This is a genomic window from Streptomyces mayteni, assembly GCF_054783955.1.
This window is the reverse complement of the sequence record NZ_BAAGPR010000207.1, coordinates 1-5,962: the sequence shown is the minus strand read 5'-3', so window position 1 is coordinate 5,962 and position 5,962 is coordinate 1. Positions and strand designations below refer to the sequence as shown.

Here is a 5,962-nt window from a genome sequence, read left to right as displayed (position 1 = left end):
GTCTATGTGAACGGCTTGTCTTGGTCGACTGCCAGTTCTACCGGGGCTCCGCTTCCCACGTCACACCACCCCCACAACCCCTAACTTCACGGCCTTGAGCTAAGGCCCCCAGCCATGGGGGTCCCCCCGGACGGAGTCTGGGGGAGGCTGGGAGGTGCCCCCATGGCGGGTGGGTGGGCGCGGCACGGCCGCAGGCCGACACGGCCGCAAGGGCCCAACGGCGGCGAAGCCGCCCCGTTGGGCCCCGCGGGCCACCGCCCGCGCGCAGCGCGCACCCCCAGCGCGGCAGCGGAAAGGGCGGGTGGGTGGGGGGCTACCGCTCCGGTGGTGGGACGGGCGCGCCCGGCAGCCGTAGCACGGCCTCCGTGCCGCCCGCCGCGTCCCGCGCCGGGTGCAGCGAGACCTGGCCGCCCGACTCGCGCACCGTCCTGGCCACGATGGACAGGCCGAGCCCGGAGCCCGGCAGCCGGCGGGCGCCGGGGGCCCGCCAGAACCGCTCGAAGACGTGCGGCAGTTCGTCGGGCGGGATGCCGGGCCCGCGGTCGCGGATCAGCAGCACGCCGTCCCGCAGCGTGACGTCGACGCCGGCCGCCGCGTCGCGCCCCTCCGCGCCGAACTTCACCGCGTTGTCCAGCAGGTTGACCACCACCCGCTCCAGGGCCGCCGGCTCGGCGCGCACGAACCACGGGTCGAGCGCCGTGTTGATGGGGATGCCCTGCGCCCGCAGCCTGGCCCGTGCCACCGCCCGCGCCGCCACCTCGTGCAGCCCGACCACCTCCACCCGGCCGCTGCCCGCCGCCCGCTCGGGGCGGGACAGCTCCTGGAGGTCCCCGATCAGCGCGCCGAGCTCGGTGAGCTGCGCCGTCACCGAGGCGAGCAGCTGCCGCCGGTCGTCGGACGGCAGCGGCCGGCCGGTCTCCTCGCTCCGCACCAGCAGCTCGATGTTGGTGCGCAACGACGTCAGCGGGGTGCGCAGTTCGTGCCCCGCGTCCGCGATCAGCTGCTGTTGCAGCTCCCTGGACGAGGCGAGCGCCGCCGTCATCGAGTTGAACGAGCGGGACAGCCGGGCGATCTCGTCGTCGCCGACGACCGGGATCCGCACGCTCAGGTCCTCGGTGCGGGCGATGTGCTCGGTCGCCTCGGTCAGCCGGTCCACCGGCCGCAGCCCGGCGCGCGCCAGCGCCACGCCGACCCCGGCCGCGCCCACCACGCCGCCGGCCGCCACCAGCGTCAGCACCACGGCGAGCGAACGCAGCGGGTCGTCCACCTCGGACAACGGCCTGGCCACCGTCACCGTGACGTCGCCGCCCGGCACTCTGACCTGCCGGGTGATCACCCGGTACGCGGCGCCGTCCGAACCGGTGGCGTCGTGCAGCGACTCGCGCTGGTGGCCCTGTGCCACGGCGACGTCGGAGTCGGAGACGTGCAGCGTCGCGCTGCCCTGGATCAGGCAGGCCTGGCCGTCGGGCCGCACCACCTGGGTGACGAAGCCGAGCGGCGACGGCACGTCGTCCGCCAGCTGGTCGGGGTCGGTGACGCAGCGGCCGCTGACCGCCTGGTCCGCCAGCACGGGAGGCTGGACGGAGCTGCCGCGCAACGTCTCGTCGATCGACGACCTCAGCTGGTCGCGGACCAGGAACCACGCCACCCCGGCACAGGTCGCGACCGCGACCGCGACCGCGAGCGCGGTCAGCAGCGCGAGCCTGGACCGCAGCGGCAGGTCACGGAACCGGCGCCTCATGCCGCGCACCTCATGATCCGCATCTCACGATCCGCACCTCACGTCCCGGGGGCGCGCAGCACGTAGCCGACCCCGCGCACCGTGTGCAGCAGCCGCGGCTCGCCGCCCGCCTCGGTCTTGCGGCGCAGGTACATGATGTAGACGTCCAGGGAGTTGGACGTCGGCTCGTAGTCGAAGCCCCAGACCGCGTGCAGGATCTGCTCCCTGGTGAGCACCTGGCGCGGGTGGGCCATGAGGAGTTCCAGCAGGGTGAACTCGGTGCGGGTCAGCTCCATGGCCCGCTCGCCGCGCGTGACCTCCCGGGTGGCCGGGTTCATCCGCAGGTCGCCGAAGGACAGCCAGTCCTCGTCGGCCGCCGCGCCTGGCTCGCCCTCGGCGCCGGCCCTGGCGTACGAGCCGCGGCGCAGCAGCGCCCGCAGCCTGGCCAGCAGCTCGTCCAGCTCGAACGGCTTGACGAGGTAGTCGTCGGCGCCGGCGTCGAGCCCGCTGACCCGGTCGCCGACGGTGTCACGCGCGGTGAGCATCAGGATCGGCACCCGGTCCCCGACGGCGCGCAGCCGCCGGGCCGTGGTGAGACCGTCCATCCGGGGCATGAGCACGTCGAGCACGATGGCGTCCGGCTCGTACGTCTCCCGCTTGGCCAGCGCGTCGACGCCGTCCACGGCCGTCTCGGTGGCGTACCCCTCGAAGGCCAGGCTGCGACGCAGCGCCTCCCGAACGGCCGGCTCGTCGTCCACGATCAGCACGCGGGAACCATCGCTCATGGGGCCAAGTCTCGCATCAGGCGTTGTCGCCGGTCACCGCGTCGGAGCCCGCGCTGTGCAGGAAGTCCTTGACGGTGTTGACCGGGATCGCGAAGCCGAGGCCCGCGCTGCCGGAGTCCTGTCCCGTGCTGTACATGGCGGAGTTGACGCCGATGATCTCGCCGCGCATGTTCACGAGCGCGCCACCGGAGTTGCCCGGGTTCAGCGAGGCGTCGGTCTGGATGGCCTCGTAGCTGGTGGTGGACGAGCCGACGTCGCCGTTGTAGCGGCCGCCGCCGAACTCGAACGGCCACTCCTGGCTGCCGCCGCCGCCCTGCCCGCCGCCGTCCTCCCTGGCCACGGTCACCTCGCGGTGCAGCGCCGAGACGATCCCGCTGGTGACGGTGCCGGTCAGCCCCTCGGGCGAGCCGATGGCGACCACCTGGTCGCCGACGGCCACGGTGTCGGAGTCCCCGAGCGTGGCGGCGGTCAGCCCGCTGACGTCGTCCGCCTTGATCAGCGCGAGGTCGGTGTCGGGATCGGTGGAGGTGACGCTGGCCTGCGCGGTCGAGCCGTCACTGAACGTGACCTCGACGGTGTCGGCGCCCGAGACCACGTGGTTGTTGGTGAGGATCTCGCCGTCCGAGGTGAGGACGACGCCGGAGCCGGTCGCGCTGCCGGTGGAGATCTCGACGACGCTGGGGCTGACGGCGGTCGCCACCGAGGAGACCGTGCCGGTGGAGCCGACCGAGACGGCGGACGCGCTGGTGCCCGAGCTGGCGGAGGACGATCCGCCGTCCGTCGCGGTGTCGAGCAGCGCGGCCGTGCCACCACCGGCGGCCGCCGCGACGATGGCCACCGCGGCGAACAACGCCACCGGCCGCCGCGCGCGCTTCCGGTGCCTGGGCTGACCATCGACGAGCGGCTCGTACGCCGGCTGGGGCGGGTACGCGTTTCCCTGGACTGGCTGGTCTGCTGCCTGGTTTTCGCTCATGGGACGACGGTGCGCCCGGAAGATGAGAGCAGTCTGAGGGCCGGCTCAGAATCTCCTACGGATCAGCCCTCGGCGAGGAAACCGGCCGTGTCGAGGTCGAACCCGAAGGGCTCGGGGAGGTGGAAGGTGTCGCCGAACTTGCCCGCCTGGAGGACCCGGTACATCTCACCACTCGGCTCGCCGTACAACGTCACGGTCGGCCCGCCCTCGGCATACGCGTCGACCAGCAGGTAGAGCGGCACCCCGGCGACGGCGTAACCGATGCGCTTGGGGACCCGGTCGTGGCGGGCGTTGCTGGGGGAGGTGATCTCCACGACGAGCTCGGCGTCAGCCGCGCGCACCGTCTCCGGAGAGGCCAGAAGCGCACGGTCGGCCACCACCAGATCCGGGATGTAGTAACCCTCGCGGCGCGGAGTGATCACGTCCAGGTTCTGGAACACCTCGCACCCGTCCGGCAGTTCAGCGAGCACCAACGCGCGGTGCAACGCGCTGGCGATCAGTGTGTGGCCGTTCGACGGCGGCGGCGCCACGGTGATGACTCCCTCGACGATCTCCGCCTTGCAGCCCTCGGGGGTGTCCATCTCGTACAACAGCCGAAGAAGCTCGTCCCAGTCGGACTGTCCGGAGTTGTGATCGACGGTCGCTACGCTCATGGCGGTTCCTCCAACACTTCCGACGCTCACTCCAGCATGCCGGTCGGAACGAACCCAAGTCCATGAGCCGCTTTTCACTCAATGGTGGAACGGATCAGCCGCCGCAGCCGCAGGAGCGGCGGATCTTGAGCTGGACGGGGAACTGCCGCAGCCGCTCGTTCTGCAGGTCCTCGGGATCGCCTATCGCCAGGTCGACGGCCGCCCTGGCCATCGCCATCCGGTCGGAGCCGACGGTGGTCAGCGGCGGGTCCGTGAGGGCCGCCTCCTTGACGTCGTCGAAGCCGACCACCGCCAACTCGCCAGGCACGTCGATCCGCAGCTCGCGGGCGGCGCGCAGCACGCCGATCGCCTGGTCGTCGGTGGCGCACATCAGGGCCGGCGGCCGCTCGGGCCCGGAGAGCAGCTCGAGGGCGACGCGGTAGGCGTCGTAGCGGTTGTAGAGCGCCTGGAACAGCCGGCCCTCGGTGGGCAGCCCGGCCTCGGTCATGGCCCGCCGCCAACCGGTGACGTGGTCGGTGACCGGGTCGCCGGACTCCGGCGTCGAGTCGACGCCGCCGAGACAGGCGACGTACGGATAGGCGTGGTCCACCAGCAGGTGCCGGGTTATGCGCTGGGCGCCGCCGATGTCGTCGACATGGACCGCCACGTCGTCGATCGAGTCGGGCCGCTCGTGCAGCAGCACCACCCGGGCGTCCCAGGCGTCGATCTCGGCGGCGGCGTGCTCGCTCGGGCCCTGACTGATCAGGATCAACCCCGACACCCGCATCCCGAGGAACGCCCGCAGGTAGTGGACCTCGCGCTCGTCCCGGTAGTCCGAGTTCCCGACCAGCACCATCTTGCCGCGCTCGTCGGCGGCCTGTTCGACGGCGTACGCCAGCTCGGCGAAGAACGCCTGCCGGGCGTCAGGAACGATCAGACCTATCAGGTCGGTGCGTTGCGAGGCCATCGCCTGCGCGACCCGGTCCGGCCGGTACCCCAGCTCCTTGATCGCGGCGAGCACCCGCTCCCGCGTGCCCGCGGCCACAGGGCGCGGACCGTTGTTGATGACATAGCTGACGACGGCGGTCGAAGTCCCCGCCAGCCGCGCCACGTCGTCCCGCGTCACCTTGGCCACGGCGCGTAGTCTACGCGCGCAACCCTGGTGTGCGGTACGGGGTCCTGGCCGGACGGCCGGAACCGCGGCGGGTATCCCCCACCCACCCGCCCTTCGACGCGCTCCGCGCCGTGGCCCTGCCGGGCCGGGGCCGCTCGCCGCGCCCCGCGCTCCGCGCGGGGGTGGGGGCCTGGAGGCCACGGCGGCTACGCCGCCGAGCCGATGGCGGCCCGGCGCTCCGCCCGGGATTGCCCCCACCCGCCCGCCCGTTCTTCGCGCTCCGCGCGGGGCCTGCGCCGCTTGGCCCAGGCTGGTCCGGTGTTGTGGACGGGGTGCCCCGCCGAGCTGGCCCCGGCGCTGCGCGCGGGCCATTCCCCGCCCACCCGCCCCGTCACGCGCCCCGCGAGGGTACGGGGCACCGGCGCAGGCTGGTCCGGCGGGCCCGACCCGCGGCGGCTACGCCGCCAGGGCTGGTGCGAGTTCTGGGCGGGGGCTCCCACCGCTGCAAGTGCGGGCCCACGGCCGTCACGGCTGTACCGCCCGCCCCTCGGCGGCTGCGCCGCCCGGCCGCTGCCGCGCGAGGCCACCCGCGAGGGCGGGTGGGTGGGCGCGGCACGGCCGCAAAGCCCCTGCGGCCACCGCGCCACGCACCGACCCAGGCATGCGGCGGCTACGCCGCCAAGCCCGAAGGGCGCCGCCCGGCCGCTGCCGCGCGAGGCCACCCGCGAGGGCGGGTGG

At 73.6% G+C, this 5,962-nt stretch carries 5 protein-coding genes; all 5 read right to left on the bottom strand.

The genetic code is table 11. The annotated features are described in order from the left end of the window. Positions 1-313 precede the first annotated feature (313 nt). The 5 genes from ACYVPE_RS38930 to ACYVPE_RS38910 all read right to left on the bottom strand — a co-directional run bounded on the left by ACYVPE_RS38930 (position 314) and on the right by ACYVPE_RS38910 (position 5,245). Positions 314-1,741, bottom strand: coding sequence for a HAMP domain-containing sensor histidine kinase (locus tag ACYVPE_RS38930; protein WP_461038577.1), 1,428 nt, complete (start codon positions 1,739-1,741; stop codon positions 314-316). A 38-nt stretch (positions 1,742-1,779) separates the two neighbouring features. Next, positions 1,780-2,505, bottom strand: a complete 726-nt coding sequence (locus tag ACYVPE_RS38925) for a response regulator transcription factor (RefSeq protein ID WP_461038576.1) — start codon at positions 2,503-2,505, stop codon at positions 1,780-1,782. Positions 2,506-2,521: 16 nt separating this feature from the next. Beyond that, positions 2,522-3,478: a S1C family serine protease gene (locus tag ACYVPE_RS38920; protein ID WP_461038575.1), complete on the bottom strand. Its 957-nt coding sequence runs from the start codon at positions 3,476-3,478 to the stop codon at positions 2,522-2,524. Between the two features lie 62 nt (positions 3,479-3,540). Next, the gene (locus ACYVPE_RS38915; RefSeq protein WP_461038574.1) at positions 3,541-4,131 is read right to left on the bottom strand and encodes a Uma2 family endonuclease; all 591 of its coding nucleotides are present in this window, start codon (positions 4,129-4,131) and stop codon (positions 3,541-3,543) included. A 94-nt stretch (positions 4,132-4,225) separates the two neighbouring features. Continuing rightward, complete coding sequence (locus tag ACYVPE_RS38910; protein ID WP_461038573.1) at positions 4,226-5,245, bottom strand: LacI family DNA-binding transcriptional regulator; 1,020 nt, start codon at positions 5,243-5,245, stop codon at positions 4,226-4,228. Positions 5,246-5,962: the final 717 nt, after the last annotated feature.